This is a genomic window from Janthinobacterium sp. SUN128, from assembly GCF_030587275.1.
Lineage (GTDB): Bacteria > Pseudomonadota > Gammaproteobacteria > Burkholderiales > Burkholderiaceae_D > Janthinobacterium > Janthinobacterium lividum.
On the sequence record NZ_JAPWHY010000001.1, the window covers coordinates 2,467,310 to 2,491,901 of the forward strand.

At 60.5% G+C, this 24,592-nt stretch carries 29 protein-coding genes and 2 tRNA genes; 8 read left to right on the forward strand and 23 right to left on the reverse strand.

Going from position 1 to position 24,592, the window contains the following annotated elements:
* Positions 1–45 precede the first annotated feature (45 nt).
* The 12 genes from O3297_RS11115 to O3297_RS11170 all read right to left on the reverse strand — a co-directional run bounded on the left by O3297_RS11115 (position 46) and on the right by O3297_RS11170 (position 10,915).
* Positions 46–1,461: a CHASE3 domain-containing protein gene (locus tag O3297_RS11115; RefSeq protein WP_034783186.1), complete on the reverse strand. Its 1,416-nt coding sequence runs from the start codon at positions 1,459–1,461 to the stop codon at positions 46–48.
* A 144-nt stretch (positions 1,462–1,605) separates the two neighbouring features.
* The gene (locus O3297_RS11120; protein WP_034783185.1) at positions 1,606–2,238 is read right to left on the reverse strand and encodes a response regulator transcription factor; all 633 of its coding nucleotides are present in this window, start codon (positions 2,236–2,238) and stop codon (positions 1,606–1,608) included.
* Between the two features lie 210 nt (positions 2,239–2,448).
* Entirely contained in the window at positions 2,449–2,853 is a 405-nt protein-coding gene (locus tag O3297_RS11125) for a MerR family transcriptional regulator (RefSeq protein ID WP_034783182.1), read from the reverse strand.
* A gap of 10 nt (positions 2,854–2,863) precedes the next feature.
* The gene (locus O3297_RS11130) at positions 2,864–3,211 is read right to left on the reverse strand and encodes an integration host factor subunit alpha (protein ID WP_010399205.1); all 348 of its coding nucleotides are present in this window, start codon (positions 3,209–3,211) and stop codon (positions 2,864–2,866) included.
* 169 nt (positions 3,212–3,380) lie between these two features.
* Positions 3,381–5,807: a phenylalanine--tRNA ligase subunit beta gene (gene pheT, locus O3297_RS11135; RefSeq protein WP_305048700.1), complete on the reverse strand. Its 2,427-nt coding sequence runs from the start codon at positions 5,805–5,807 to the stop codon at positions 3,381–3,383.
* Positions 5,808–5,885: 78 nt separating this feature from the next.
* Positions 5,886–6,902, reverse strand: coding sequence for a phenylalanine--tRNA ligase subunit alpha (gene pheS, locus O3297_RS11140; protein ID WP_034751917.1), 1,017 nt, complete (start codon positions 6,900–6,902; stop codon positions 5,886–5,888).
* A gap of 270 nt (positions 6,903–7,172) precedes the next feature.
* Complete coding sequence (rplT, locus tag O3297_RS11145) at positions 7,173–7,532, reverse strand: 50S ribosomal protein L20 (protein WP_010399214.1); 360 nt, start codon at positions 7,530–7,532, stop codon at positions 7,173–7,175.
* A gap of 26 nt (positions 7,533–7,558) precedes the next feature.
* Positions 7,559–7,756 (reverse strand): 50S ribosomal protein L35, encoded by a 198-nt coding sequence (gene rpmI / locus O3297_RS11150; RefSeq protein ID WP_038493025.1) that lies wholly within the window; start codon positions 7,754–7,756, stop codon positions 7,559–7,561.
* Positions 7,757–7,983: 227 nt separating this feature from the next.
* On the reverse strand, positions 7,984–8,544 hold the full coding sequence (gene infC / locus O3297_RS11155; RefSeq protein WP_205711303.1) for a translation initiation factor IF-3: 561 nt from the start codon (positions 8,542–8,544) through the stop codon (positions 7,984–7,986).
* A 12-nt stretch (positions 8,545–8,556) separates the two neighbouring features.
* Positions 8,557–10,464, reverse strand: a complete 1,908-nt coding sequence (thrS, locus tag O3297_RS11160) for a threonine--tRNA ligase (RefSeq protein ID WP_034783228.1) — start codon at positions 10,462–10,464, stop codon at positions 8,557–8,559.
* Positions 10,465–10,674: 210 nt separating this feature from the next.
* Positions 10,675–10,751, reverse strand: a tRNA-Val gene (locus O3297_RS11165).
* Between the two features lie 87 nt (positions 10,752–10,838).
* A tRNA-Val gene (locus tag O3297_RS11170) sits at positions 10,839–10,915 on the reverse strand.
* A 137-nt stretch (positions 10,916–11,052) separates the two neighbouring features.
* On the opposite strand from O3297_RS11170, the gene O3297_RS11175 reads away from it, so the two are divergent.
* Positions 11,053–11,517 (forward strand): hypothetical protein, encoded by a 465-nt coding sequence (locus tag O3297_RS11175; RefSeq protein ID WP_034783177.1) that lies wholly within the window; start codon positions 11,053–11,055, stop codon positions 11,515–11,517.
* A gap of 3 nt (positions 11,518–11,520) precedes the next feature.
* Here O3297_RS11175 and O3297_RS11180 read toward each other — a convergent pair whose 3' ends face one another.
* A complete protein-coding gene (locus tag O3297_RS11180) occupies positions 11,521–12,633 on the reverse strand; it encodes an acyltransferase (RefSeq protein WP_305048701.1) in 1,113 nt (370 codons plus the stop codon).
* 138 nt (positions 12,634–12,771) lie between these two features.
* On the opposite strand from O3297_RS11180, the gene O3297_RS11185 reads away from it, so the two are divergent.
* On the forward strand, positions 12,772–13,734 hold the full coding sequence (locus O3297_RS11185; protein WP_370385396.1) for a succinylglutamate desuccinylase/aspartoacylase family protein: 963 nt from the start codon (positions 12,772–12,774) through the stop codon (positions 13,732–13,734).
* Here the strand turns inward: O3297_RS11185 and O3297_RS11190 are convergent, their stop codons facing one another.
* Together O3297_RS11190 and sugE are read right to left on the reverse strand one after the other, a co-directional pair.
* Positions 13,735–14,064 (reverse strand): SMR family transporter, encoded by a 330-nt coding sequence (locus tag O3297_RS11190; RefSeq protein WP_070280339.1) that lies wholly within the window; start codon positions 14,062–14,064, stop codon positions 13,735–13,737.
* A 23-nt stretch (positions 14,065–14,087) separates the two neighbouring features.
* Positions 14,088–14,408 carry a quaternary ammonium compound efflux SMR transporter SugE gene (sugE, locus tag O3297_RS11195; RefSeq protein WP_034783172.1) on the reverse strand — a complete coding sequence of 107 codons (321 nt, stop codon included), beginning with the start codon at positions 14,406–14,408 and terminating at the stop codon, positions 14,088–14,090.
* A gap of 209 nt (positions 14,409–14,617) precedes the next feature.
* Between sugE and O3297_RS11200 the strand changes: the two genes are divergently transcribed.
* The 5 genes from O3297_RS11200 to O3297_RS11220 all read left to right on the forward strand — a co-directional run bounded on the left by O3297_RS11200 (position 14,618) and on the right by O3297_RS11220 (position 18,540).
* On the forward strand, positions 14,618–14,980 hold the full coding sequence (locus O3297_RS11200) for a DUF1304 domain-containing protein (RefSeq protein WP_035819959.1): 363 nt from the start codon (positions 14,618–14,620) through the stop codon (positions 14,978–14,980).
* Between the two features lie 158 nt (positions 14,981–15,138).
* Positions 15,139–15,723: a hypothetical protein gene (locus O3297_RS11205; protein ID WP_305048703.1), complete on the forward strand. Its 585-nt coding sequence runs from the start codon at positions 15,139–15,141 to the stop codon at positions 15,721–15,723.
* 74 nt (positions 15,724–15,797) lie between these two features.
* Entirely contained in the window at positions 15,798–16,970 is a 1,173-nt protein-coding gene (locus tag O3297_RS11210) for a helix-turn-helix transcriptional regulator (RefSeq protein WP_305048704.1), read from the forward strand.
* A gap of 140 nt (positions 16,971–17,110) precedes the next feature.
* Entirely contained in the window at positions 17,111–17,407 is a 297-nt protein-coding gene (locus O3297_RS11215; protein ID WP_070280336.1) for a helix-turn-helix transcriptional regulator, read from the forward strand.
* A 68-nt stretch (positions 17,408–17,475) separates the two neighbouring features.
* Positions 17,476–18,540, forward strand: coding sequence for an alkene reductase (locus O3297_RS11220; RefSeq protein ID WP_305048705.1), 1,065 nt, complete (start codon positions 17,476–17,478; stop codon positions 18,538–18,540).
* A 169-nt stretch (positions 18,541–18,709) separates the two neighbouring features.
* On the opposite strand, the gene O3297_RS11225 is transcribed toward O3297_RS11220, so the two are convergent.
* Entirely contained in the window at positions 18,710–18,931 is a 222-nt protein-coding gene (locus O3297_RS11225) for a hypothetical protein (protein WP_034783165.1), read from the reverse strand.
* Between the two features lie 250 nt (positions 18,932–19,181).
* Here O3297_RS11225 and O3297_RS11230 point away from each other — a divergent pair, with 250 nt between their 5' ends.
* Positions 19,182–19,793, forward strand: a complete 612-nt coding sequence (locus O3297_RS11230) for a 1-acyl-sn-glycerol-3-phosphate acyltransferase (RefSeq protein WP_099394087.1) — start codon at positions 19,182–19,184, stop codon at positions 19,791–19,793.
* On the opposite strand, the gene O3297_RS11235 is transcribed toward O3297_RS11230, so the two are convergent.
* From O3297_RS11235 to O3297_RS11265, 7 genes are read right to left on the reverse strand one after another with little or no spacing between them, the layout of a single operon-like run.
* Positions 19,790–20,350, reverse strand: a complete 561-nt coding sequence (locus tag O3297_RS11235) for a HupE/UreJ family protein (RefSeq protein ID WP_305048706.1) — start codon at positions 20,348–20,350, stop codon at positions 19,790–19,792. The genes O3297_RS11230 and O3297_RS11235 overlap by 4 nt on opposite strands.
* Complete coding sequence (ureG, locus tag O3297_RS11240) at positions 20,347–20,985, reverse strand: urease accessory protein UreG (RefSeq protein WP_034783159.1); 639 nt, start codon at positions 20,983–20,985, stop codon at positions 20,347–20,349. Before ureG ends, O3297_RS11235 begins: the two co-directional genes overlap by 4 nt.
* A gap of 22 nt (positions 20,986–21,007) precedes the next feature.
* Positions 21,008–21,688, reverse strand: coding sequence for an urease accessory protein UreF (locus O3297_RS11245; RefSeq protein WP_305049654.1), 681 nt, complete (start codon positions 21,686–21,688; stop codon positions 21,008–21,010).
* Positions 21,688–22,203: an urease accessory protein UreE gene (gene ureE, locus O3297_RS11250; RefSeq protein WP_305048707.1), complete on the reverse strand. Its 516-nt coding sequence runs from the start codon at positions 22,201–22,203 to the stop codon at positions 21,688–21,690. Before ureE ends, O3297_RS11245 begins: the two co-directional genes overlap by 1 nt.
* 13 nt (positions 22,204–22,216) lie before the next feature.
* Positions 22,217–23,917 carry an urease subunit alpha gene (gene ureC / locus O3297_RS11255; RefSeq protein WP_305048708.1) on the reverse strand — a complete coding sequence of 567 codons (1,701 nt, stop codon included), beginning with the start codon at positions 23,915–23,917 and terminating at the stop codon, positions 22,217–22,219.
* Position 23,918: 1 nt separating this feature from the next.
* Complete coding sequence (locus tag O3297_RS11260) at positions 23,919–24,248, reverse strand: urease subunit beta (protein ID WP_151096340.1); 330 nt, start codon at positions 24,246–24,248, stop codon at positions 23,919–23,921.
* A gap of 29 nt (positions 24,249–24,277) precedes the next feature.
* A complete protein-coding gene (locus tag O3297_RS11265; protein ID WP_034751936.1) occupies positions 24,278–24,580 on the reverse strand; it encodes an urease subunit gamma in 303 nt (100 codons plus the stop codon).
* Positions 24,581–24,592 lie beyond the last annotated feature (12 nt).

The following is a 24,592-nucleotide window of genomic DNA, read 5'->3' on the forward strand; positions in this document are numbered from 1 at the left end:
TGGCCGGGCTTGCATGCCCGGCCATTTTTTTTGCCGCAACCTCAACTAGGCTTCAGCATCCGCATCGATATCTTCCGGCTCCGGCGTCAGCGGCAGGGGAATCACGGCTTCCACACATGTCCCCTTGCCTTCCGGCCCCTGGCGCACGGTGAGAGTGCCGCCCAGCAACAAAGCCCGCTCGCGCATGCCCAGCAAGCCGTGCGACATGGGTTTTTGCAAGGCATCTTCCGTGATGCCGATGCCATCGTCGATCACGCGCAGCACCAGGCCATGCTCGTTGCGTTTCAATGTCACGCTGACCATGCCGGCGCGCGCATATTTCAGGATGTTCGTCAGCGATTCTTGCACGATGCGGAACAGGGCAATCGTCAGGGTGGCTTCGCGGTTGTCGATATTGATGGCCACGTCCGTTTCGCAGCGCACGGAACTCATGCGCGTAAAATCCTCGCAATAGCTTTCGATGGCGGCGCACAGGCCCAGGTTGTCCAGCAGGCTCGGGCGCAAATCCTCGACGATGCGGCGCTTCAGTTCCACCGTTTCCAGCAAGGTTGCCTTGGCGCGCCGTAATTGCGCGGCCAGTTCCGGCTGCGTGTGTGCCAGTTGCTGCGTAACGGCACCCAGGTCCATGCTGATCGAGGTCAAGTTGGCACCCAGCTCATCATGCAATTCGCGCGCCAGGCGCGCTTTTTCCACTTCGTTGACGCTGATCAAATGGCGCGACAGCACGGATAGCTGCTCCGTGCGCTTGCTGACCGTCGATTCGAGATTGTCATTGGCATTTTGCAATGCATACTCGACGGCCGCGCGGTTCTGGAAGCTGCGCCGCACCAGCTGGTAAAACATGATCAGCACGAGGATGGCCAGGGCATTGATGCCGATGCCGAGCAGCACGGCTTTCTGGTACTCATGGTAAAAGGCGGCGCTGCCGGACGACAGCGCTTCATTCTGCTCCCGCGTCATGATCACCACCTGCAGGCGGATCTCGTCCATGGTGGCGCGGTCATCGGTCACGCGGGAAATGTTGACGATCTCGGCCAGCCCGCCCTGCCTGTAGACCTCGATCGACTCTTGCAGCATCGACATCTTGCGGCGGATCAAGCTTTTCAGCTGGCCCAGGTTTTTCAGCTGGGTGGGACTGCCCGCGAGCAAAGTCTGCAGCTCGTTGAATTCGTTTTCAATTTCAGTGGTAGCCGTCTTCGACGGCCCCAGATAGGTTTCGGAGCCGGAAATGAAATAGCCGCGCAAGCTGCTTTCCGCATCGAGCACCAGCACGTTCAAATACTGCAGGCGGTCCGCCACGCGGGCGCTCTGGCTGAGCAAGGCATTCGTGCCCTTCAGCGACTGCAGGTTATGAAAGAGACTGAAACCATTAAGTACAAGCAACAAGGCGCACGTCACGCACAGGATCGTCTTGTACAGGGGCAGGCGGTGATTCGGGGCCGGTTCAGCGGTGAAATACATCCTGATGTGCATCCTTAGCAAGGTTCGGCGCGGGAGAGAGCGCCGGCGCCGGCCAATTATAGTCCTCGCCACAAACTGCTGCACTGCACAAGTCGTGCTGGCCAGCTGGCTGAGCGATCATGTTTCCATGATCGCACCGCAGCGCTAGTCAAGCAAATTGTTTTTCATTGCGTAATAGGTCAAGTCGCTGTTGGATTGCAAGCCCATTTTTTCCATGATGCGGGTACGGTAAGTACTCACCGTCTTGATGCTCAGCGACAAGGCAACACCGATATCGGACACGGTGGCGCCGCGCGCCAGGCGCAGGAAGACCTGGAACTCGCGGTCCGACAATTCCGTATGCAGGGCGGCATTCGTGTCGCGGTCGAACGACTGCGCCAGCAATTCACCGACGGTGGAGCTGACGTAGCGGCGTCCCTGGAAAACGGTGCGCACGGCCGTCATCAGCTCGTCGGCTTCGCATTCCTTGTTCAGATAGCCATTCGCGCCCATCTTGAACAGGTTCAGCGCGTATTGCTGCGCGGGATAGCCGCTGAGGATCAGCACGGGCAATTCCGGCTGGCCCTGGCGGATCGTGCGCAAGGTATCGATGCCGCTCTGATCGGGCATGGCTATATCGAGCAACAATACATCGCAAATTTCGCGGCGGGCGATATCGAGGGCTTCACGCCCCGTACCGGCTTCCGCCACCACACTGAAATCGCTTGACGACGAAAAAATCTGTTTGAATCCAGCTCGTACTATTTGGTGATCATCACAAATGGCAACGCGTATCATTGTTTCCCCTTAAATTTTCCTGGCCTGGGAAAGACTACCGGAACCTGAACGCTGCTCCGGCTTAGCGTCACTAACAAAAACGCAACATTAACATTATATTCAAAATATGGCGCGCCGTACGGTAGCGTCAACGCCAAGACGGAGCGCCCATGCAGTATAGTCAACTTAGTCAACTGCTACCGGACAACCCCACCTATATTGGTACAAATCTTATTTTAGCAAGTTTAAAATCGCAATTAATTCATTGCGTATCCACACGCGGTCCAGCGGCGCTTCCTGCGGCACAACGGGCATGGCCGGCAGCACTGGCAACTCGTCAAGGATGGCATGCGATGCGCCACGGCTGTCGAGCTTGTTTCGCGCGCCGCTGATGGTAAAGCCTTGCTCGTACAGCAATTCGCGGATACGGCGTATCAGCAGCACCTCATGGTGCTGATAATAACGGCGGTTGCCACGTCGTTTGACCGGCTTGAGCTGGGAAAACTCCTGCTCCCAGTAGCGCAACACGTGCGGTTTGACGCCGCACAATTCGCTCACTTCGCCGATCGTGAAATAGCGTTTCGCCGGAATGGGCGGCAAGGCGATCAACTCGGTTTTACTGATGCGCTCGTTCATCGCCACTCACTCAGGCAGCACGTGCCAGCGGACTGGTCTCTTCGACCATGCTTTTCAGCTTCTGGCTCGCATGAAAGGTCACGACACGGCGCGCCGTGATGGGAATCTCTTCGCCCGTCTTCGGATTGCGGCCTGGCCGCTGCGGCTTGTCGCGCAACTGGAAATTGCCGAAACCGGACAGCTTGACGGCCTCGCCACGCTCGAGCGCATTGCGGATCTCGTCGAAAAAGGTCTCGACCATATCCTTCGCTTCGCGCTTGTTCAGGCCCACTTGCTCGAACAACAGTTCGGCCAGTTCCGCCTTGGTCAAGGTGGGTAAATCTTTTTCCGCTTCCTGGCGCACTTTGGCAACCAGCATGGCCCGATGCAAATCGGCGGCCAGTGCGGATTGCAGTACGGCGGAATCAACGTCGCTGTTATTAATTTTCCTGCCCTGCCTTTTCTGTGCGCCCGAGCCTGCCACATGGCAAGCTCGTCTACGGTTGACGACGGAAAGGCCGTCACGCAAGGTGACGGCCGTCCGGTAATTACGAACGCAGTTTCGCGTCGTGGCCCTGCTTGGCCGCATCGATCAGGACAGCCATCAGGCCGTCGACGACATCGTCTTGCAGGGTGTTTTGAGTATCTTGCAAGCTAATCCGGAAAGCAAGGCTTTTTTCATCCACTTCCAGCCCTTTTCCACGATATTCATCAAATAAAACAATGGCTTGCACGATACGCGCTGCCGGGCTCGACTTGGCGGCGGCATGGAAGCTGTCGAGCAGATCCTGCACGGCCACCGATTGCTTGACGACCACGGCCAAGTCGCGGCTGGCGCCAGGGAATTTCGAGATTTCCTGGTACGCCGGCACGACTCGTTGCGTCAAGGCAGCGGCGTCGACTTCGAACAGCACAGGCGCCAGCGGCAAGTCGTACTTTTGCATCCAGCGCGGGTGCAGTTCGCCGATAAAACCGATGACCTTGCCATCGAGCTCCACATTGGCCGAACGGCCCGGATGCAGGGCCGGATGTTCCGCCTTGGTGAAACGCAAGACCAGCGGTGCAAACAGCGCTTCCAGGTCCGCCTTCACGTCGAAGAAGTCGACCGTGCGCGCAGCCTGGCCCCACTGCTCGTCGGCAACCGCGCCGTAGGCCATGGCCGCCACGCGCTTCGGCTGGGCGTAGCCAGCCACCGACAAGGGGCCGTTTTCCACGCTGTCGTCGCGCTGGTAGATGGCGCCCACTTCGAAGATGCGCACGCGGTTCGTCTTGCGGTTCAGGTTGTAGCGCACATTGGCGATCAGGCTGCCGATCAGCGAGGAACGCATCACGCTCATCTGGCTGGCGATCGGGTTCTGCAATTTGATCGGGTTCGTATTGCCCGAGAAATCGCGCTCCCATACCGTATCGACAAAGCTCATGTTAACCACTTCCTGGAAGCCCAGGTCGGCCAGCTCATGACGTACCGCAAACAGCGAGCGGGTATTTTCCGGTGCAATCTGCATCACGTTCGCGGCCACGGGCGGCAAGGTCGGGATGTTTTCAAAGCCGTACACGCGCGCCACTTCCTCGATCAGGTCTTCCTCGATCTCGATGTCGAAACGGTAGCTGGGCGACGTCACGGAAAACACACCGTCCGCCAGGGTGTATGGCAGGGCCAGGCGCGTGAAGATATCGGCGATCAGCTCATCGTTGAGCGGCACGCCGATGACTTTTTGCGCGCGCGCCGTGCGCATCGACACGGGCTGGCGCTGCGGCAAATTCACCACGTGGTCGTCGACAGGACCGACGGTCGTGGCCGGCGTGCCGCAGATTTCCACGATCAGAGCCGTGATGCGCTCGATGTGCTCGACGGTGGTGGCGAAATCGACGCCGCGCTCGAAGCGGTGTGCCGCATCGGTCGAGAAATTCAAGCGGCGCGCGCGGCCTTGAATGGCGTTCGGCCACCAGAATGCCGCTTCCAGGTAGATGCTGTCCGTATCGTCCGAAACCGAGCTGGCGTCGCCGCCCATGATGCCGGCCAGCGATTCGATTTCCTGCTCATCGGCAATGACGCCGATCCACTCGTCGACGGCAATGGTGTTGCCATTCAACAGCTTGACGGATTCGCCCGCCTTGCCCCAACGCACATCGAGGCTGCCGTGGATCTTTGCCAGGTCAAACACGTGGCTGGGACGGCCCAGTTCCAGCATGACATAGTTGGAAATGTCGACCAGGGCCGACAGCGGACGCTGGCCGCTGCGCTCGAGGCGCTGCTTCATCCAGTCCGGCGTGGCTGCCTTGGCGTTCAAGCCGCGGATGACGCGGCCCGTGAAACGGCCGCACAGGTCCGGCGCGCTGACTTTCACGGGCAGGATTTCGTCGCTGGAAACCGGCACGGTGCGGAACTGCGGCGCATTCAGGGGCACGCCCGTCAATGCCGACACTTCGCGCGCCACGCCCAGCACGGACAGGCAGTCCGCCTTGTTCGGCGTCAACTTGATGGTGAATTTCAAGTCGTTGAGCGCAAAGTAATCGCGGAAATTCTGGCCGATCGGCGCGTCGTCCGGCAATTCCATCAAGCCGGCGTTTTCTTCCGACAATTTCAATTCGCGCGCGGAGCACAGCATGCCTTGCGACTCGACGCCGCGCAGCTGGCCCACCTTGATTTCAAACGGCTTGCCATCGGCGCCAGGCGGCAGCACGGCGCCCGCCATCGCGCACACGACTTTCAAGCCCGGGCGCACGTTCGGCGCGCCACAGACGATGTTGAGCATGGTGCCCGTGCCGACATCGACCTGGCACACATTCAGGCGGTCCGCATTCGGATGTTTTTCCATCTCCAGGACCAGGCCCACCACCACGTTCGAGAACGGCGGGGCGACAGGATCGACGTCCTCGACTTCGAGACCGGACATGGTCAGCAGATGGGCCAGTTCGTCCGAAGTCATCTTCGGATCGACCATGGTACGGAGCCAGTTTTCGGAAAATTGCATAATCAAGCCTTCAAAGGGTCAAAGCTCACAGCGCGAGCGCACAGGCGCTCAAGCGCCATGAATCAAACGGAACAACGCTTAGTTGAATTGCTTCAGGAACCTTAAATCGCCTTCATAGAACAGGCGCAGGTCGTTGATGCCGTAACGCAGCATCGTCAAGCGTTCCAGGCCGGAGCCGAAAGCAAAACCGATGAATTTCTCGGGATCGAGGCCAAAGTTCTTCACCACGGTCGGATGCACCTGGCCGGCGCCCGACACTTCCAGCCAACGGCCTTTCAATGGACCGGAGCCAAAGGCGATGTCGATCTCGGCCGACGGTTCCGTGAACGGGAAATACGATGGACGGAAGCGCACTTGCAAATCGTCCGTCTCGAAGAACGCCTTGACGAAATTCAGGTACACGCCCTTCAGGTCGGCAAAGCTGATGTCTTCGGCTATCCACAGGCCTTCGACCTGGTGGAACATCGGCGAATGGGTGGCGTCGCTGTCGACGCGGTAGGTGCGGCCTGGCGCAATGACCTTGATCGGCGGCGTGTGCGTGCGCGCGTAGCGCACCTGCATCGGGCTCGTGTGCGTGCGCAGCAGCAAGGGCTTGCCATCGGTATCGTTGCCGTCGATGTAGAACGTGTCTTGCATGGAACGGGCCGGGTGGTTTTCCGGGCTGTTCAGCGCCGTGAAGTTGGTCCAGTCGTTCTCGATTTCGGGGCCGTCGGCCACGTCAAAGCCGATCGAGCGGAAGATTTCCTCGACCCGTTCCCACGTGCGCATCACGGGATGGATGCCACCGGGCATGCGGCCACGGCCTGGCAGGGTCACGTCGATCGCTTCGGCGTTCAGACGACCTTGCATCTGGGCATCGGCCAGCGCATCACGGCGCGCCGTCAGCGCGTCCTCGATCTGCACTTTGACGGCGTTGATCAGGGCGCCTTGCGCCTTGCGCGCGTCCGGGTCCAGCTTGCCCAGGCCCTTCATCATTTCAGTAATCTGGCCAGTCTTGCCCAGGTAGCGGGCTTTGGCGTTTTCAAGTGCGGCAGCGTCTGCGGCGGCGATAAAGTCAGCCTGGGCCGAGACGACGAGTTCTTCTAGGGAGTTCATGCGGCATTTCCTGTTTTGGACATCAATTCTGGACTCGCTTATCTAAAGTCCAACAATCAAAAACGGAAACGGGGCATAAGGTTCACACCCCTGCCCCGCTCTTTATGACAACCGACCTAATCTGCTGCGCGTCGTGATCTACGGTTTGCGATGCTCACCGTACTTTCGTACGGTTGCGCTTCTCGACCGCAACTCCCTTCCGCTCGCGACGATTTTGTCGGTCGCCGTTCTAACGTCACCCTACGGATGACGTTGTGCAATGACCGATGCTTACGCAGCGATTTTTGCTTTAACTGCGTTGACAATCGCAGCGAATGCTGGCTTGTCCATCACAGCCATATCGGCCAGGACTTTACGGTCCAGTTCGATATTTGCTTTTTTCAAGCCGTTCATGAATACGCTGTACGTTACGCCATGCTCACGGGAAGCGGCGTTGATACGGGCGATCCACAGGCGGCGGAAAACGCGTTTCTTGTTGCGGCGATCGCGGTAAGCGTATTGGCCAGCGCGCATAACTGCTTGCTTGGCAACACGGTATACACGGCTGCGGCGACCACGGTAGCCTTTAGCTTGAACAAGAATCTTTTTATGACGGGCACGAGCTGTAACCCCACGTTTTACTCTAGGCATAGTAACTCCTTAAATTGAGTGTGAGATTAAGCAGTCGGCATCATGCGCATGACGGATGTGACATCCGATGCGTTGATGTTACGGGTACCGCGCAACTGACGTTTGTTTTTGGTGGTTTTCTTGGTCAGGATGTGGCGTTTGAACGCGTGACCCGACTTGACTGTTCCACCTGGACGCACGCGAAAACGTTTTTTCGCGGAGCTTTTGGTCTTCATTTTAGGCATAGCAATCTGTCCTCTTACGGACAGCTCCATTTATAACAGGATTGCAGGTGGCAACACGACGCTGCGCTTAGATGCCTGCTTTCACATGTTGTGCAGCGGATGCGAGTCCACTACAGTTCACGCGGCCCGGGCATTGCTGACCGGGCCGCGCAAATTCTGCCTGGAATCTGGTGTCGCGCCCATGCAGGCACAAACCACGTCGATCCACAGTAAAACGCTATTGTAGCTTACTTCTTCTTCTTAGGCGAAAGAACCATGATCATTTGGCGGCCTTCCATCTTCGGGAACTGCTCGACCTGGCCGTACGGCTCCAGGTCGGCTTTCAGACGTTCCAGCATGCGGAAGCCAATATCCTGATGCGCCATCTCACGACCGCGGAAACGCAAGGTGATCTTGGTTTTATCGCCATCTTCGAGGAACTTGATGAGATTACGCAACTTGATATTGTAGTCACCATCATCAGTCCCCGGACGGAATTTAACTTCCTTCACGAGGATGATCTTTTGCTTCAATTTGGCTTCGTGAGCTTTCTTCTGCTCCGAATACTTAAATTTGCCGTAGTCCATCAAACGGCACACCGGTGGCTGCGCGGTAGGCGCAATTTCCACCAGGTCGACGTTTGCCTCTTCCGCCAGACGGAAGGCTTCAGCCAAACTTACGATACCGAGTGGCTCGTTATCGACCCCGCTTAAACGCATTTCAGGGGCAGTGATTTCGCCATTGATGCGATGTGACTTGTCAGTAGCTATTGTAATTTCCTTTAAAAATCTTGTAAGACGGTCGTGCAGCGAGTTTCCTCGTCAGGCCTTGGTGTCGACTTCATGTTTGAGTCGCTCAATCAGGGCATCGACGGACATGACGCCCAGATCGACATTGCCCCGCGCCCGCACGGCCACTGTATTCGCATCCCGCTCTTTGTCGCCAATCACTAAGATGTAAGGCAATTTTTGTACGGAATGTTCACGTATTTTATAGGTAATCTTCTCGTTACGCAAATCAGCCTGTACGCGCAGCCCCGCTTTGCGCAGTTTTGTTGTAACTTCCTGTACATAGTCGGCTTGAGCGTCGGAAATATTCAACACCGACACTTGCACTGGCGACAACCACAGCGGCATGGCGCCCGCATAGTGTTCGATCAGGATGCCGATGAAACGTTCCAGCGAACCGACGATCGCGCGGTGCAGCATGATGGGCACCTGGCGCGTATTGTCCACGGCCACGTATTCCGCCCCCAGGCGGCCCGGCATGGATGGATCGATCTGCACGGTACCAACTTGCCATGCGCGGCCCAGGCTGTCTTTCAGGTGGTATTCGATCTTCGGACCATAGAACGCGCCTTCGCCCGGCAATTCCGTCCATTCCACGCCGCAGGCGCGCAAGGCCGAACGCAGGGATTCCTCGGCGAAATCCCACGACTCTTCCGTGCCGATGCGGTTATCCGGGCGCAAGGCCAGTTTCACGTCGATATTCGTGAAGCCGAAAGCCGTGTACACATCCATCGCCTGCTGGTGGAACGCCGTCACTTCGCCGGCGATCTGCTCTTCCAGGCAGAAGATGTGACCATCGTCCTGCGTAAAGCCGCGCACGCGCATCATGCCGTGCAAGGCGCCCGACGGCTCATTGCGGTGGCATTGACCGAATTCGCCGTAGCGCAATGGCAAGTCGCGGTAGCTGCGCATGCCATTGTTGAAAATCTGAATATGGCCAGGGCAATTCATCGGCTTCAGCGCATAGGCGCGGTTTTCCGATTCCGTGATGAACATGTTTTCACGGTAATTGTCCCAGTGACCGGTTTTTTCCCACAGGCCACGGTCCAGAATTTGCGGCGCCTTGACTTCCTGGTAGCCGTTGACCTGGTACACATTGCGCATGTATTGCTCGACTTGCTGCCAGATCGACCAGCCTTTCGGATGCCAGAAGATCAGGCCTGGCGCTTCTTCCTGAAAATGGAAGAAATCGAGCTGCTTGCCCAATTTGCGGTGATCGCGCTTTTCCGCCTCTTCCAGGTTGTGCAGGTACAGCTCCTGGTCTTCCTTCTTGGCCCAGGCCGTGCCATAGATACGCTGCAGCATCTCGTTTTTCGAGTCGCCGCGCCAGTAGGCGCCGGCCAGCTTCATCAGCTTGAAGACTTTCAGCTTGCCCGTCGATGGCACGTGGGGGCCGCGGCACAAGTCCGTGAACTTGCCTTCGGAATACAGCGACACTTCCTGGTCGGCGGGAATCGAGCCGATCAGCTCCGCCTTGTACGCCTCGCCGATACCCTTGAAGTAGTCGATGGCTTCGTCGCGCGCGACAACCTTGCGCGTGACTTGCTCATCCTTCTTGGCCAGTTCCGCCATTTTCTTTTCGATCGCCGTCAAATCTTCGGGCGTGAACGGACGCTTGTAGGCGAAATCATAGTAAAAGCCGTTGTCGATCACAGGACCGATGGTCACTTGCGCGTCAGGGAACAATTCCTTGACGGCATACGCCAGCAAGTGGGCCGTCGAGTGGCGGATCACTTCCAGGCCGTCCGCGTCCTTGTCCGTGACAATCGCCAATTCCGCGTCTTGCTCGATCAGATAGGAAGTATCGACCAGTTTGCCGTCGACCTTGCCGGCCAGCGCAGCCTTGGCCAGACCGGTACCAATATTGGCCGCAACCTGGGCCACGGTGACCGGGCCGTCGAATTGACGGGCGGAACCATCGGGAAGTCGGATTGTAAGCATATTGATCTCCATATCGGCGCTGGCGCCAGGTAAAACTGCAATGTGATGGGTAAAATACTGAAAGGAAAACGCAGACGCAAAAAAACGCGGACTAGCCGCGTTTTTCACTTTCTTGAGACAAAGGAAACCCGTTCGACTAGCGTCACTCCCAAAGCTTGGTAGTAGTTCGCGGTGTCATAACCGGTTTTACCTTTCTCTCTAACTGCATTCTGGTGGGCGGTGAGGAATTCGAATCCCCGACCCCTTGGATGTCGACCAAGTATTCTAACCAGCTGAACTAACCGCCCGTAAAACTTTTGTTGATCATTGTATTTCAAATGACCGCTTGCGGCTTGCGGCTTGCGCCAGCTTAAAAACCATCTACTGCAAAATTCTGGTGGGCGGTGAGGAATTCGAATCCCCGACCCCTTGGATGTCGACCAAGTATTCTAACCAGCTGAACTAACCGCCCCGAAGACCAGCATTATAGAGAGGCTTTCCCAGAATGACAAGGGCTGTTTTACAGGAAACTTTAATCATTTCCCGGGGCGTCAGTCCCCTTTATATGCAGATGGCCCGGCACACGCGGAATGCCGCTAGAATCGCGGCATGAACTCCACCATATTAGCCTGGCTGAAAACCCTGAGCCGCATCTGCGGTTTTGAAACGGCCGACTCCTTCCCGCCCGGCCACCCATATGCGCGCACGCGCTGGGAAGCCGCGTATTTCGATATCGCCTCCGACGTGAAGCCGGACGAGATCGAACGACGCATCTGCGCGGCCATCGCCAACACGCCGAGCGTCTTCGCCTACATCACCAATCCCACGCCGCGCATGCAGCGCGCGCTGCTGAACGTGATCCACGACCGGCTGCGGCGCCAGCCCGGCGCGGGCGCCACGGACCTGGTCTTGTTATTGATCAATGCCTACGCCAGCGACCACATCACGGAAGCCGTGCCCGGCCTGCGCGCCCTGATCTACAACACGGAGCACGAAGACACGAATCTGCGCGTGCATGCCATCCTGGAATTGCTGGTGGGCACGCCACGGGGACTCGATGTCATCGACATGTAGTCGTCACGCATGATTCGCGGGAACGTAGCGCGCCCGCAAGCGCATGAACGGCGTTTCCACCAATCTATATAAGAGCCAGCCCGTGACGATGCTCACAGCGATACTGACCAGTATCGCTGTGAGGCCATCCGGCCCGTAGCCAAAGTCTTGCAACAAGGGTCGCAGCAAAATGCACAGCTGCTTGTGCAGCAGATAGATCGCATACGACCACAAGGCCAGGCTGGCGGCGCCCGGCACGCGCAGTGTATAGAGTGCGCTGGCGGGACTGAGCGCCGCGATCAGCAGCAGGGTAAAACTGGCCGCCAGGGCCGGATAGCCGAACACCGTCACCCAATAGCCATAGTGATCGGTGAGAAACACATAAAACATCAGCGCCGTGCCCGCGATTCCCGCCAGCAAGCTACGGTTGCCGTAAGAGGTCAGGCGCGACCAGGCGCCAGGGTGGTAGTTCTTCAGCAGCGCCAGCGCCACGCCCGCCACCAGCTCGTCGAAGCGGCACCACGACGCGTAATAAATATATTTGTAATACCCGAGGCCGCCGCGCGGCACTTGCACGTATTCATCCCACAAATAGGCGCGCACCAGCATGCCGACGATAAAGCTGGCGGCCACGGCCAGCCAGGCCCACAGCAGCGACTTGCGGCAGGCGGCGATCACCAGGGCCACGGCCGGCAGCAGCACATAGAACTGCTCCTCCACGCACAAGGACCACGCATGCGAAAACGCCGTACCCGGCGTCAGATTGATGTTTTGCGTAAAGGTCAGGAATTTCCACAGGGGCAGCAGCGCGCTATCGCCGCGGAACGCGGGCCACAAATAATACAGCGCCAGCACGGCATAGAAACTGGGCAAGGTGCGCAGGAAGCGCCGCGCATAGAAACGCGGCAAGGAAAAGCCATGTTCGCTGCGCAAGGCCGCAAAAATCTGGTTGCCGATCAGATAACCGCTGAGGGCAAAGAACAGGTCCACGCCCACCCAGCCGATTTCGCCCCAGAAACCAAACGCCCCACCCTCGCTGACGAACAGCAAATAATGGTTCATGAAGACAAGCACGATGGCCAGCGCGCGCAAGGTATCGAGGCCGTACAGGCGGGAAGGATGGGACGTACTGGACATGGAATCGGCAAGGGAAAACAACGGTGGCGCCGATCATGCCACGCCGCACGCCGCCATGGCCAACTTTTTACAGGCGTCCACGGCGAATCCCGCTAAAATATGCCGACCCCGCTTTCCCTTCCCGCAACAGCATAGGATATGTCCAGCATGAGCAGCGCACTCCACTTCAAATCCATCAACTACACGGGCCAGGGCAGCGGCCCGCGCCTGATCGTCACGGGCGCCGTGCACGGCAATGAAACCTGCGGCACCAAGGGCATTCACCGCGTGATGGCTGAACTCGACAGCGGCGCCCTCTCCATCGTGGCCGGCAGCGTCACCTTCGTGCCCATCACCAATCCGCTGGCCTATGCCAAGGGCGTGCGCAGCGGCGACCGCAACCTGAACCGTAATCTGTTCCCGAACGACAATCCGCAGGATTTCGAAGACCGCATCGCCAATTGGCTGTGCCCGCTGTTGGGCCAGCACGACGTGCTGCTGGACTTGCACTCGTTCAATGCCGACAGCCAGCCCTTCGTCATGGTGGGGCCGCACAACAACGATGGCCCGCTGCAACCGTTTAAACATGAAGAAAAGGAACGCGCGCTGGCGCGCCGCCTGGGCGTGCGCCGCTTCGTCGACGGCTGGCTGCATGCGTACGGCCAGGGCGTGCAGCGCCGCCTGGGCAATAGCGACCAGGTGGGCCTGGTCTTGCGCTACGGCGTGGGCACGACGGAATACATGCGCTCGACGGGCGGCTACGCCTTGACCCTGGAATGCGGCCAGCATGCGGACCCGGCCGCGCCGGATGTCGCTTACCGCGCCATCATGAACACCTTGGCTTTTTTGGGTTTCATCGACGCGCCGCAGCCGCAAGCGATAGCCGACGCCGACATGGAAGCGCTGAACATGGTCGTCGTGCACGACAAGCTCGATGCGGGCGACCGCTTCATCAAGACGTGGTCCAGCTTTGACAAGGTCAAACAGGGCGAGCAGATCGGCGTGCGCGCGGATGGCACGCCCGTGACGGCCGAGTTCGACGCCTACATCCTGTTCCCGGACGTCAATGCGGCGGCGAATGCCGAGTGGTATTACCTGGCAAGGGTCGCCGCCAGCTTTTGATCAGTGCCCGACCGACTTGGAAAACAAGTTAATGACAAGCACGCCGGCAATGATCAGCCCCAGGCCGATCAAGGCTGGCGTGTCGAGGCTTTGCTTGAACCAGAACCAGCCGACGGCGGAAATGAGCACGATACCCACGCCCGACCAGATGGCGTACACGATGCCGGTAGGAATGACCTTCAAGGTCAGGGACAAGCACCAGAAGGCGATGCTGTAGCCAATCACGGTGATGACACTGGGCCACAAGCGGCTGAAGCCCTCGGACGCCTTCAAGGCGCTGGTGGCGATGACCTCGGCGATGATGGCGATAGCCAGGTAGAAATACGTCATGGCGAGACTCATGCTGGCATCCTTTATTGTGGGCTGAGCAGTTTCAAGCCCAGGATGCCCGACACGATCAGGGCGATGCAGGCGATGCGCGCGGCGCTGGCCGGCTCGCCCAGCACCATGATGCCGAAGATGGCCGTGCCGACGGTACCGATGCCCGTCCAGATGGCGTAGGCCGTGCCCAGCGGCAAGGTGCGCAAGGCCAGGCCCAGCATCACTACGCTGCCCAGCATGGAAATGGCGGTCAATACGGATGGCACGAGGCGGGTAAAGCCGGCACTGTATTTGAGGCCGATGGCCCAGCCAATTTCCAGCAAGCCCGCCAATACCAGAATGATCCACGCCATACTTTTCTCCCGAGGCGGCAGGGTCGTCCCCGCCATACAGCCCCGTCATCGAGCAGGGTCGTCCCCACTGGAGCAAAGGGAAAAGTATACCATTGGGTGAAAACTCTTGCCGTCAGCACATTTTTTCTAGTACGTCCGCTCCAATCGAAAGTTGCCAAAAAACATGCTGATGGCAGCATAATTGCTGCATCCATTCACTTTCGGGAACAATGATGCTACTTCTGGCCCAAATCCTTACCGCCCTCATCCTGCTGCTGCACGTCTACATCGTGTTGCTGGAAACCGTGCTGTTCGATGCGCGCGGACGCAAGGTGTTTGGCCTGTCCAAGGAAAAGGCGGAGATCGTGCGTCCCGCCATGTCGAACCAGGGTTGCTACAACGGCTTTCTCGTCGCCGCGCTGGCGCTGGGTTTTTTTCACCCGGACGCGGCCATCGCCCATGCGTTTACCGTGTTCGGCCTGGCCTGCATCGCCGTGGCCGGTGTGTGGGGCGCAGCGACCGTCATGACGCGCATCCTCTACCTGCAAACCGTGCCTGCCGTCATCGCCCTGCTGCTGTTCCACTTCGCCTGATACCTGCCAGGGCGGCCAGCCGGCCGCCCTGGCCCGCTCCGCACTGCCTGCGCATACCCCAAATGGGTGATGTTTCCAAAAAACATGCCCGATACAATTCCTTGTAGCAAAAATACCACCAGACACATGGTGGCAAGTCACAGTCCACAGGGGAAATCATGCAAGCACATCCAACCACCTTTGCCGTCACATTGCTCGGCTGCCTCATGCTGTCCGCCTGCGGTGGTGGCGGCGGCGGCGACGGCAGTGGTTCCGGCAGCGGTTCCACCAGCGCCGGCGGCACCAGCGGCACCTCGGCAAACTGCCAGTACAGCAACCTGATCAGCGATACGGAACGCAAGCAGGCCAGCGTCTGCGGCGTCCAGGTATCGGGCAACTACGCCCAGGCGGACTCGGGATACGACAGCGTGGTCGCCGCCTGCAAACAGGGGCAGAAAACCGTTGCCGATACCTATTACAGCGGCACGTACCAGAAAATGGTCGACTACGCGCGCTCCGTGAGCAAGGAGCTCGGCTGCGGGCAAAACAATGGCCCCACCTTGCCCAACAACACGACGGCAAGCAACTACAATTTCTGTGTCAAGAGCACCACCGTCAGTGGTAAGCTCAGCTATGAAGGCGCTTGCTACGGCCCCGTCAAATCGGGCGAAGGCGGCTGCGGCAGCGGCTATAACTATGTCAGCCAGTATGCCAGCCTCAGCACGTGCACATCCGGCGGCAAAAGCTGGCTGGAATCGCGCTAGGGAAGCCGGGCGGCCGTAGCAAGGGCTGCCCCCAGATGTGTCTTGTCCACCGCTTGCCGCCATGAGGATCGCCAATGACGCCATCGCTCGCCCTCGCCAGCCAGGCGCTGATTACCCTGATCTACGAAGCGGCCACGCGGCATGGCGCCTGGTCGCAATTCCTCGCCGCCTTTGCGCAACAACTGAAATCGCACGCCGGTTTGATCTGGGCCAATGATTTCAGCAACCGCTCGGTCGACGTCCAGCTGCCCGGCAGCGGCCTGTCCGCCACGTATGGCTTCGAGTCGGATGCCATGGCCAGCTTTGCCAGCTATTACGGCGCGCGCAATGTCTGGCTGGAAGACGCCACCCTGCACCGCGAGGGCGCCGTCGTCACGGGCTCCATGCTGTTTCCCGACCATTGCCTGAAGAAAACCGAATACTGGAACGACTGGCTGCGCCCGCAAGACATCTTTTATACGGCGGCGGCCATCGTCGAACTGCGCGCCGAGCGCTCCACCAATGTCACCGTGGTGCGCCGCGAACAGGCGGGCGCCTATGACGCGGGCGAACTGGCGCTGGTCCGCAGCCTGATGCCGCATTTGCAAACGGCCTTTGCCCTGCAGCGCAAGCTGCGCCGGCTGGAAGTGCTGTCCCAGAGTTCCACGCAGGTGCTGGAATTGCTGCCGTTTGGCGTGCTGCTGCTCGACGCCACCTCGCAACTGCTGTACGCCAACGAGCGGGCACTGGCCATGACGGCCGCGACGCGGCTGCTGCATCTGCGCGAAGGCGCACCCCTGTATTGCCCGCGCGAAGCGGACAACGGCGCGCTGCGGCGCATGCTGCACGAGGCGGCCCAAACGGGCACGACGGCGGCAGGCGGTCCCGGCGGCGTGCTCAACCTGAATGGATTGACGGGCGAGCAGCTGCGCCTGCGCGTCACGCCCCTGCCTTCCTGGCACAGCCCGTTCGGCTCGGCCAGCGCCATCGCCGTTTTCCTCAGCGATAGCAGCGACCTGATCACCTCCCTGGCCGCCACCCTGCGCAATTTCTATGGCATGACGGTGGCCGAAGCGCGCCTGACGGAAGCGCTCGTCAACGGCTATTCCTTGCAGGAATACGCCGAACGCCAGCGCATTTCCATCCACACGGCGCGCACGCAGATCAAGAGCGCCACCGCCAAGGCCGGCGCCCAGCGCCAGGTGGATCTGGTGCGCATCGTGCTGACGGGCCCGGCCGTGCTGCAGCGCAATCCCCTACCCGCCTGAATCCGTTCAAAAACGCGCGCCGCCAGCACGCTTTTCATTTATATCGTAAGATGACTATATCGTAAACCAGCGATATTAGAATTGAACAACTACGATATATACATCGCTGAAAAGCGAATTGTATGTTCAGGAGAAACAATATGGATATCGACGCCATCCACAAGGCGCTGGCCAATCCGGTGCGCCGGCAGATTTTGCAATGGCTCAAGGAGCCGCAGCTGTATTTCCAGGAGCAGGATCACCCGCTGCATCTGGGCGTGTGTGCCGGCCTGATCGACCGCCGCCTGAACCTGTCGCAATCGACGGTCTCGGCGCACCTGGCCAGCTTGCAGAAGGCAGGCCTGATTTCGGCCACCAAGGTGGGCCAATGGAGTTTCTTCAGCCGCAATGAAGCCACCATCGAAGCCTTCCTCGAACACATGCAGCAAGGTTTGTAAGCACATAGTTCATCTTGACAACCCCGTCTCAACGCCGCCCGAGCGGCCCCAACAAGGAAATGACAATCATGGCAACTTTATTCGACCCCATCACCATTGGCAGTTTGCAACTGAAAAACCGCATCATCATGGCGCCGCTGACGCGTTCGCGCGCCGGCAACCCGGGCCGCGTGCCCAACGCCCTGATGACCGAGTACTACACACAGCGCGCTTCGGCCGGCATGATCATCTCGGAAGCGACGGCCGTCACGCCCCAAGGCGTGGGCTATGCCGACACGCCGGGCATCTGGTCCGAGGAACAGGTGGAAGGCTGGAAACACATCACCCAGGCAGTGCATGACGCAGGCGGCTTGATCGTATTACAACTGTGGCATGTGGGCCGCATTTCCGCCCCCGTCTTCCTCGATGGCGACTTGCCCGTGGCGCCCAGCGCCGTCAAGCCGGCCGGCCACGTCAGCCTGCTGCGCCCGAAACAGGAATTCGTCACGCCGCGCGCGCTGGACACGGAAGAAATCCCCGGCATCGTGGCAGCCTACCGAATGGGCGCCGAGAATGCGAAAAAAGCCGGTTTCGACGGCGTGGAAATCCACGGTGCGAATGGTTATTTGCTCGACCAGTTCCTGCAAGACAGCACCAACTTGCGTACCGACAACTATGGCGGCTCGGTTGAAAACCGCGCCCGTTTGATGCTGGAAGTGACGGACGCCTGTATCGACGTGTGGGGCGCCGACCGGGTCGGCATGCATCTGGCACCGCGCCGCGATGCGCACGACATGGGCGATTCCGACCCGCGCGCCACTTTCGGCTATGTGGCACGCGAGCTGGGCAAGCGCGGCATCGCCTTCATCTGCGCCCGCGAAGCGCTGGGGGACGACAGCCTGGGTCCGTACCTGAAGCAGGAATTTGGCGGCGTGTACATTGCCAATGAGAAAATGGACAAGGCGGCGGCCGAAGCCCTGCTGGCCAACGGTGAAGCCGATGCCGTTGCCTTTGGCCTGTGGTTCATCGCCAACCCCGACCTGCCCATCCGCCTGCACAGCGACGCGCCATTGAATCCCCTGAATCCGGATACCCTGTACGCAGCGGACGCTGCCGGCTACACGGACTACCCGGCACTGGCGGCACACGCCTGAACGGCTCCCTGAGAATACCCTGAGAGCTCCCTGAGCGGCACTACGCTGCTCATCCCCGCTCATCCCCCACCGGCGGCGGACGCAACGATACCAACGCAACTCACTGCGTGACGATCGTGGCGCCCGCCGTTTTCGCCGCTTTTTTAATGACGCCGCCCCTCCCCCATCGTCAGCGCCATCGGCGCCGTGCCGGCCGGGCCGGACGACGCGCCTGCACGCTGCTGAAGACCCGGCGTATCACCTCGACCGGTACCGCGTGTTCGCGCAAATAGGCTGTCGCCACCGTCCGTCCCAGGGTGTGATGAAAAGCGACGCCCCGCTCGACGAGCTCGGCCATCGCTTTGTCCGTTCGCACATGCTCCCCGTTTACATCGTCGATGTTGTTTTTCATGCCATGGCTCCATGTCGGGTGGATCAACGCTGCGTCAAGTTTTGACCACATTGTGCGCATTTAGTGCCCGACACAGTGACCAAGCATCGTTAAAATAGCGGCAGCAACCGCCTCGACACCGCATGAATAGCGGCCTCGGCTGCTTGTCGCCATCGCCAGCCCCGTATAGAATGCCTGCGCAGAATTTTTGCTTCAAGGAAAATGGCCACCAGCGCCATCCCATTAAGAACAGTGTCACTGAAGGGTATCAATGGACGATTTATTTGTAAAAGCGGGCGACTTGCCGACCTGGCACCAGCGCTGCGCGCTGCGCGTGCTGCACCTGTTTGGCTGGCGCATGCGCTTCCGTCCCCTGCCGGGACCGCGCGGCATCGCCGTCGTCTACCCGCACACGTCCAACTGGGATTTCATGGTGGGCCTGTTCGGCAAATGGGCGCTGTCCCTGCCATTTCGCTGGCTGGCCAAGGATTCCCTGTTCCGCGGCCCGATGGGCAAGGTGTTGCGCTACCTCGGCGGCGAACCCGTCGACCGCAGTACCACCAGCGGCACGATCCAGCGCCAGGCCGAGCGCATGCTGGCCGCCGACTGGTACTGGCTGGCCATCACGCCGGAAGCGACGCGCAGCTACCGCCCGAACTGGAAGAGCGGCTTTTATCACCTGGCCCTGGCCGCCAAGGTGCCGCTGTTGCTGGTGTATATCGACTACCCGAACAAGGTGCTGGGCGTCGTCGACCATATCTATCTGACGGGCGACAAGGACGCCGACATGGCCGCCATCGCCGCCGTGTATGCGGGCCATCAGGGCTTGCATCCAGAAAAGGCGGCGCCCATCGTGCTGTCCGAGAAGCGCCCCGGCGCTTAATTCATTCCCATCAACACCATGCCGGCAGCCGTCAAGGCCACGCCGGCCACACGCAGCATGCGCTCGGCCAGTACCTGGCCGATGAAACGTCCCGCCCCCAGCAAGATGGCCGAAGCCAGCAGGAAGCCGCACGCGGCCGAGGCGGCCGGCAATTCCTGGCCATGCGCATTGCCATGCGCCAGTGCAAACAGGCCCACCAATCCCATGCCCAGCCAGTTCGGCAAGGCCAGCGCCAGCGCGATGGCCAGTCCCACCAGCGCCACCGTGGCGGCGATACCCGTTTCCAGCCCGGGTACCGCCACGCCCGCCATGCCTGCCAGCGCGCCGAGCAGCATCATGCCGAGGAAAGTGGCGGGCTGGGCCAAGCCGCGGCGCTGCTGGCCGCCCCAGATGCCCACGCCCAGCATGGCCAGCAAATGGTCGATGCCCGTGAACGGATGGGCGAAACCGGCCAGGAAACCGGCGCTCTCGCCATGGCCGGGGTGGGCCATGGCGGGCAAGGCCAGCAGGCACAGCGCCGCCACAGCGGCCGTATTCTTCATCAGTCTTGCGCTCATTGCAGCTCCTTGCCTGGTTGATCGAGCAAACCTTGCTCGCGGATAAAATCAATGACGACCTGCACGCCGTCGCCGCTGCGCAGGTTGGTAAACACGAAGGGGCGCTCGCCGCGCATGCGTTTGGCATCCTGCGCCATGATGTCCAGATTGGCCCCCACATACGGCGCCAGGTCCGTCTTGTTAATAATGAGCAAATCGGAACGCGTGATGCCGGGCCCGCCCTTGCGCGGAATTTTTTCGCCGCCGGCCACGTCGATCACATAAATGGTGAGGTCCGACAATTCCGGGCTGAAGGTGGCGGCCAAATTGTCCCCGCCCGATTCGACCAGGATCAAATCGAGATTCGGAAAATCTGCCTGCATGCGCGCGATCGCTTCCAGGTTGATGGACGCGTCTTCGCGGATGGCCGTGTGCGGGCAGCCGCCCGTCTCCACGCCCATCAGGCGCTCGGCCGGCAAGGCATCCGCGCGCAGCAGGATTTCCATGTCTTCCTTGGTATAGATGTCATTCGTGATGACGGCCATGTCGTAGCGCTCGCGCATGCCCTTGCACAGCATTTCGCACAGGGCCGTCTTGCCCGATCCGACGGGGCCGCCGATGCCCACGCGCAGGGGATTGGAGGTGATCGATGTCATTTTTTGCTCTCTCATAAAATTTTCAGGAACGGTACAGCCGGCTGTACTGCACTTCGTGCCGCATCGACAGCAACGACAGGCCGGGCGCCCAGTTGCCCATCTCGTCGTCTGCTAACGTCTGCGCCGTGAGGGCCGCCGCTTCCAGCTCCGGGCGCAGCGACAGCAGCAATCGCTGGCCCGCCACCTGCCCCAGCGGCACGGATTTCACGCAGACGAGCACCTGGTTTTCCGCCCACGCAAACAGCATGGCCAGCAGCGCTTGCTCGCGCGGAATCGCCAGCGCCGCCACGGCGCAGGCATAGGCCGTGGGCAAGGCCACCTCCGGCTGGCCCTGCAGCATGTCGATCAAGACGCCGTCGGCCACGCCCAGCTCGGCCAGCAACTTGGTCAGCGAATATCCCATCTGGATGGTCTCGGCGCGAAATTCCGCCGTGTCGCGCGAAGCGATGAAACGCTCGCTCCAGCGCTGCACGGCGCACAAATCCTGCGCTTCGAACGCTTGCATCAAGCGCCAGCACAGCGGGGCTTCCCAACGCGCCACCACGTGCGTCAGATGCTGGGCGATCCACTCGCGCGCCGTGGCCGCATCCACTACCAGGCCGGATTCGAGCGCCGCCGCCAGTCCCTGCGAGTAGCTGTAGGCGCCAATCGGCAAGGCCGGACTGGCAAACTGCAGCAAATGCAGCAGGGCCGACGCCTGCATCATGCAGTGTCACCGGGGCGGTGGATTTTCTGCCGCAGCGGCACGGGCGCCAGCAAATGCTGGCCATGGCCGTCGTGGTGGCCATGGCCGCCGCCATACGCGCCCGCTTCCGGCTCGAACGGCGCGCTTTCTTCCGTCACAGTCGCCTGCAAGCCTTCCAGCATCTCCTTGAGCACCACGTCCTTGCGGATGCGCAAAAAGCCGTCGCCCACCTGCGCCTGCGTGTGGCGGTTCCCCAGGTGAAAAGCGCAGCGCAGCAGGGTATGCGCATCCGCGCAGCGCACCAGGTAGGTCGGCTCGCGCGCGGCGACGATCTGCACCACCTGGCCATCCGGCCCCGTCATGCGCTCGCCGTCGCGCAGCACCGTGCCGCGCACGGTAAACACGGCCACGTCGTCGCCAGTCGACAGCACGGCGCGCAGCCGGCATTTTTCGCGCTGGTCGTAGGGCAGCACCAGTTGCGCAAACGGCGCGCGTTCATCGCCAGGTGCCAGTTTGGTATGCAATGTGAGCATGATCGTCTCCTGCTTAAAATAGAAAATAGCGCTGCGCCATCGGCAGCACGGCGGCCGCCTCGCACACGAGCAGCTGGCCGTCGGCGCGCACGGCGTAGGTTTCCGGGTCCACTTCCATGTGCGGCGTGGCGCTGTTGTGGATCATGTCGTGCTTGCGCAAGCCGCGCATGTTCTTCACGGCGATGACGGATTTATTCAGTTTCAGCTGGTGCCCGATATCGAGGTCGTAGGCCGCCTGCGAGACAAAGGTAAACGACTTTTTCAGGCCGCCGCCGAAGGCGCCGAACATCATGCGATAGTGCACGGGCTGCGGCGTGGGGATCGAGGCGTTCGGGTCGCCCATCTGCGCGGCGGCGATCATGCCGCCTTTTAGAATCATCGAGGGCTTGACGCCGAAGAAGGCCGGCTTCCACAGCACGATGTCGGCGATCTTGCCCGCCTCGATGGACCCCACCACGTGCGATATCCCATGCGTGATGGCCGGGTTGATCGTGTACTTGGCGATATAGCGCTTGGCGCGGAAATTGTCGCTGCGCGCCGTATCGGGCGCCAGCGGCCCCCGCTGCACCTTCATCTTGTGCGCCGTCTGCCAGGTGCGCATGATCACTTCGCCGACTCGCCCCATGGCTTGCGAGTCGGACGACATCATGGAAATGGCGCCGATGTCGTGCAGGATGTCTTCCGCGGCGATGGTCTCGCGGCGGATGCGCGACTCGGCAAAGGCCACGTCTTCGGCAATCGCCGGGTCCAGGTGGTGGCACACCATCAGCATGTCCAGGTGCTCGTCGAGCGTGTTGACGGTGAAGGGCCGCGTGGGATTGGTCGACGAAGGCAGCACGTTGGCCTGGCCCACGGCGGCGATGATGTCGGGCGCATGGCCGCCGCCCGCCCCCTCCGTGTGGAAGGTGTGGATGGTGCGGTCCTTGAAGGCGGCCAAGGTGTGCTCGAGAAAACCGCCTTCGTTGAGGGTGTCGCTGTGCAGCGCCACCTGGATATCCATGCGGTCCGCGACGGACAGGCAGTTGTCGATGGCGGCCGGCGTGCTGCCCCAGTCTTCGTGCAGTTTCAAGCCGATGGCGCCCGCGCGCACCTGCTCTTCCAGCGGCAGCGGCAGGCTGACGTTCCCTTTACCCATGAAGCCCAGGTTCATCGGGAAGGCGTCGGCCGCCGCCAGCATGGCGTGCAAGTGCCACGGCCCCGGCGTGCAAGTGGTGGCGGCCGTGCCCACGGCCGGTCCCGTGCCGCCGCCCAGCATGGTGGTCACGCCGCTCATCAGCGCTTCCTCGATCTGCTGCGGGCAGATGAAGTGGATGTGGGTATCGACGCCGCCGGCCGTGACGATCATGCCTTCGCCAGCGATGATCTCCGTGGCGCCGCCAATAGCCAGGGTCACGCCGGGCTGGATGTCCGGATTGCCTGCCTTGCCGATGCCGAAGATCAGCCCGTTTTTCAAGCCGATGTCCGCCTTCACGATGCCCCAGTGGTCGAGGATGACGGCATTCGTGATGACGGTATCCATCACCTCGTCCGCGCTGCGCTGCGACTGGCCCATGCCGTCGCGGATCACCTTGCCGCCGCCGAATTTCACCTCTTCGCCGTAGATCGCATAGTCATGCTCGACCTCGATGAACAGTTCCGTGTCGGCCAGGCGGATGCGGTCGCCCTTGGTGGGGCCGAACATTTCGGCATACGCGCTGCGGGGAATGCTGGCCATCTCAATCCTTTCCCGGTGGAGTATCTTGCAGTTCGCCCATCACTGCGCCATTGAAGCCGTAGACCTTGCGCTCGCCCGCCAGCGCCACCAGTTCCACCGTGCGCTGCTGGCCCGGCTCGAAGCGCACGGCCGTACCGGCCGTGATATTGAGGCGCATGCCGTAGGCGCGCCAGCGCTCGAAGGACAACGCCGGGTTGACTTCGAAAAAGTGGAAATGCGAGCCCACCTGGATCGGCCGGTCGCCCCGGTTGGCCACTACCACGGTGGCCGTGGCGCGTCCGACATTCAAGCTGATTTCGCCTTCTTCCAATTTGTATTCGCCTGGGGTCATGACCGGCTCCTGTAATGTCGCTTGTATGGTTAAGGTATCGGGTGGTGCACGGTGACCAGCTTGCTGCCGTCAGGGAAGGTCGCCTCCACCTGGATATCGGGGATCATCTCGGCGATGCCGTCCATGACGTCGGCGCGCGAGAGTATCTTCGTACCGTCCGACATCAGCTGCGCCACCGACTTGCCATCGCGCGCCCCTTCCATGATGGCCGCGCTGATCAGGGCCACCGCTTCCGGATAATTCAACTTCAAGCCGCGCGCCAGGCGCCGTTCGGCCAGCAGCGCGGCCGTAAAAATGAGCAGCTTGTCTTTTTCGCGGGGAGTCAGGTCCATGGTTTTCCTTGC

What these genes read in the sequence shown, in the direction of transcription:
- O3297_RS11200 (WP_035819959.1), top strand. Translation starts at nt 14,618, where the DNA reads ATGATGCTACTTCTGGCCCAAATCCTTACCGCCCTCATCCTGCTGCTG.
- O3297_RS11125 (WP_034783182.1), bottom strand. Translation starts at nt 2,853, where the DNA reads ATGAACGAGCGCATCAGTAAAACCGAGTTGATCGCCTTGCCGCCCATT.
- thrS (WP_034783228.1), bottom strand. Translation starts at nt 10,464, where the DNA reads ATGCTTACAATCCGACTTCCCGATGGTTCCGCCCGTCAATTCGACGGC.
- ureC (WP_305048708.1), bottom strand. Translation starts at nt 23,917, where the DNA reads ATGGCCAGCATTCCCCGCAGCGCGTATGCCGAAATGTTCGGCCCCACC.
- O3297_RS11175 (WP_034783177.1), top strand. Translation starts at nt 11,053, where the DNA reads ATGAACTCCACCATATTAGCCTGGCTGAAAACCCTGAGCCGCATCTGC.
- O3297_RS11220 (WP_305048705.1), top strand. Translation starts at nt 17,476, where the DNA reads ATGGCAACTTTATTCGACCCCATCACCATTGGCAGTTTGCAACTGAAA.
- O3297_RS11185 (WP_370385396.1), top strand. Translation starts at nt 12,772, where the DNA reads ATGTCCAGCATGAGCAGCGCACTCCACTTCAAATCCATCAACTACACG.
- O3297_RS11245 (WP_305049654.1), bottom strand. Translation starts at nt 21,688, where the DNA reads ATGCAGGCGTCGGCCCTGCTGCATTTGCTGCAGTTTGCCAGTCCGGCC.
- pheS (WP_034751917.1), bottom strand. Translation starts at nt 6,902, where the DNA reads ATGAACTCCCTAGAAGAACTCGTCGTCTCGGCCCAGGCTGACTTTATC.
- O3297_RS11205 (WP_305048703.1), top strand. Translation starts at nt 15,139, where the DNA reads ATGCAAGCACATCCAACCACCTTTGCCGTCACATTGCTCGGCTGCCTC.
- O3297_RS11215 (WP_070280336.1), top strand. Translation starts at nt 17,111, where the DNA reads ATGGATATCGACGCCATCCACAAGGCGCTGGCCAATCCGGTGCGCCGG.
- O3297_RS11180 (WP_305048701.1), bottom strand. Translation starts at nt 12,633, where the DNA reads ATGTCCAGTACGTCCCATCCTTCCCGCCTGTACGGCCTCGATACCTTG.
- O3297_RS11230 (WP_099394087.1), top strand. Translation starts at nt 19,182, where the DNA reads ATGGACGATTTATTTGTAAAAGCGGGCGACTTGCCGACCTGGCACCAG.
- O3297_RS11190 (WP_070280339.1), bottom strand. Translation starts at nt 14,064, where the DNA reads ATGACGTATTTCTACCTGGCTATCGCCATCATCGCCGAGGTCATCGCC.
- O3297_RS11225 (WP_034783165.1), bottom strand. Translation starts at nt 18,931, where the DNA reads ATGAAAAACAACATCGACGATGTAAACGGGGAGCATGTGCGAACGGAC.
- ureE (WP_305048707.1), bottom strand. Translation starts at nt 22,203, where the DNA reads ATGCTCACATTGCATACCAAACTGGCACCTGGCGATGAACGCGCGCCG.
- rplT (WP_010399214.1), bottom strand. Translation starts at nt 7,532, where the DNA reads ATGCCTAGAGTAAAACGTGGGGTTACAGCTCGTGCCCGTCATAAAAAG.
- O3297_RS11260 (WP_151096340.1), bottom strand. Translation starts at nt 24,248, where the DNA reads ATGACCCCAGGCGAATACAAATTGGAAGAAGGCGAAATCAGCTTGAAT.
- O3297_RS11210 (WP_305048704.1), top strand. Translation starts at nt 15,798, where the DNA reads ATGACGCCATCGCTCGCCCTCGCCAGCCAGGCGCTGATTACCCTGATC.
- sugE (WP_034783172.1), bottom strand. Translation starts at nt 14,408, where the DNA reads ATGGCGTGGATCATTCTGGTATTGGCGGGCTTGCTGGAAATTGGCTGG.
- pheT (WP_305048700.1), bottom strand. Translation starts at nt 5,807, where the DNA reads ATGCAATTTTCCGAAAACTGGCTCCGTACCATGGTCGATCCGAAGATG.
- O3297_RS11120 (WP_034783185.1), bottom strand. Translation starts at nt 2,238, where the DNA reads ATGATACGCGTTGCCATTTGTGATGATCACCAAATAGTACGAGCTGGA.
- O3297_RS11115 (WP_034783186.1), bottom strand. Translation starts at nt 1,461, where the DNA reads ATGTATTTCACCGCTGAACCGGCCCCGAATCACCGCCTGCCCCTGTAC.
- rpmI (WP_038493025.1), bottom strand. Translation starts at nt 7,756, where the DNA reads ATGCCTAAAATGAAGACCAAAAGCTCCGCGAAAAAACGTTTTCGCGTG.
- O3297_RS11265 (WP_034751936.1), bottom strand. Translation starts at nt 24,580, where the DNA reads ATGGACCTGACTCCCCGCGAAAAAGACAAGCTGCTCATTTTTACGGCC.
- O3297_RS11235 (WP_305048706.1), bottom strand. Translation starts at nt 20,350, where the DNA reads ATGAGCGCAAGACTGATGAAGAATACGGCCGCTGTGGCGGCGCTGTGC.
- ureG (WP_034783159.1), bottom strand. Translation starts at nt 20,985, where the DNA reads ATGACATCGATCACCTCCAATCCCCTGCGCGTGGGCATCGGCGGCCCC.
- O3297_RS11130 (WP_010399205.1), bottom strand. Translation starts at nt 3,211, where the DNA reads ATGCTGGTTGCCAAAGTGCGCCAGGAAGCGGAAAAAGATTTACCCACC.